The sequence below is a fragment of the Emticicia sp. CRIBPO genome (genome assembly GCF_009905725.1).
Lineage (GTDB): Bacteria > Bacteroidota > Bacteroidia > Cytophagales > Spirosomataceae > Leadbetterella.
This window is the reverse complement of sequence record NZ_JAAAKV010000028.1, coordinates 1-1,921: the sequence shown is the minus strand read 5'-3', so window position 1 is coordinate 1,921 and position 1,921 is coordinate 1. Positions and strand designations below refer to the sequence as shown.

Sequence of the window (1,921 nt, the reverse complement as noted above, 5' to 3'; positions counted from 1 at the left end):
CTGCAAGTACCACTGCAATAGTTACAGAAGATAAAACACCTCCGACCGTAACGGTAGCTGGTGGCCAGATCACATGTTTGACTCCGAGCATCACAGTATCAGCGACAGCCACACCAAATACAGGTGTTTCTTACGTGTGGACAGTACCTGCAGGCGTAACAGCCCCAGGTAATGTAGCTTCGTTCACAACGACTACCCCTGGTACTTACAGCGTGACTGTAACGAAAGAAAACGGATGTTATGCAAGTAGCTCTACGATTGTAACTGAAGATAAAACAGTACCGACAGTAACTGTAGCAGGTGGCCAGATCACTTGTGCTGCTCCAACAGTAACTGTTTCAGCGACGGCTACACCGAACACAGGTGTATCTTATGCATGGACAGTTCCAGCAGGTGTGACGAATCCAGGCAATGTGGCCTCATTCACTACTACAGTAGCCGGAACTTACAGTGTAACCGTAACTAAAACATCATCAGGATGTACAGTAAGCGGTTCGACAATCGTAACACAAGACAAGAACCTGCCAACAATTACAGCTACCGGTGGAAAAATCACATGTTTGACTCCAAGCATTACAGTATCGGCGACAGCAACACCAAATACAGGTGTAACTTACGTGTGGACAGTACCTGCCGGAGTAACCAACCCGGGTAGTGTAGCTTCATTTACAACTACAACACCTGGGACATACTCAGTAACCGTAACCGTAACTGCAACAGGCTGTACTGCAAGTACAACTGCGACAGTAACCGAAGATAAAACACCTCCGACAGTAACGGTAGCTGGTGGCCAGATCACATGTTTGACTCCGAGCATCACAGTATCAGCGACAGCCACACCAAACACAGGTGTGACTTATACCTGGACTGTACCTGCAGGTGTAACAGCACCGGGTAATGTAGCGTCATTTACTACCACAGTGGCTGGCACTTACAGTGTGACTGTAACGAAAGAGAACGGATGTTATGCAAGCAGCTCTACGATTGTAACAGAAGACAAAACAGTACCGACAGTGACTGTGGCAGGTGGCCAAATCACTTGTGCTGCTCCAACAGTAACCGTGAGTGCAACAGCGACACCAAACACAGGTGTGAGCTATGCATGGACAGTTCCAGCAGGTGTGACGAATCCAGGCAATGTGGCCTCGTTCACTACTACAGTAGCCGGAACTTACAGCGTAACAGTCACCAAAACATCATCAGGATGTACAGTAAGCGGTTCGACAATCGTAACCCAGGATAAAAACCTACCAGCAATTACAGCAACCGGTGGAAAAATCACATGTTTGACTCCGACGATTACAGTATCTGCTACAGCCACACCAAATACAGGTGTAACTTACGTGTGGACAGTACCTGCCGGAGTAACCAACCCGGGTAGTGTAGCTTCATTTACAACTACAACACCAGGCACATATTCAGTAACCGTCACGGTAACAGCGACAGGATGTACTGCAAGTACCACTGCGATAGTTACAGAAGATAAAACACCTCCGACCGTAACAGTAACGGGTGGCAAAATCACTTGTTTGACTCCAACTATTACAGTATCAGCTTCAGCGACGCCAAACACAGGTATGACTTATACCTGGACTGTACCTGCAGGTGTAACAGCACCGGGTAATGTAGCGTCATTCACTACTACAGTGGCTGGCACTTACAGCGTGACTGTAACGAAAGAAAACGGATGTTATGCAAGCAGCTCGACTGTTGTAACAGAAGATAAAACAGTACCGACAGTAACAGTTAGCGGTGGCCAGATTACCTGTGCAGCTCCAACTGTAACAGTGAGTGCGACAGCTACACCGAATACAGGTGTATCTTATGCATGGACCGTACCTGCTGGTGTAACCAACCCTGGCAGTGTGGCTTCATTTACTACAACCGTACCAGGAACTTACTCAGTAACCGTAACGAAAAC

1 pseudogene is annotated in these 1,921 nt (G+C 47.5%); it reads left to right on the top strand.

Features of this window, described 5'->3' with window-relative positions:
* Nucleotides 1-1,921, top strand: a pseudogene (locus GVN16_RS25920) (PKD domain-containing protein); the annotation flags it as partial.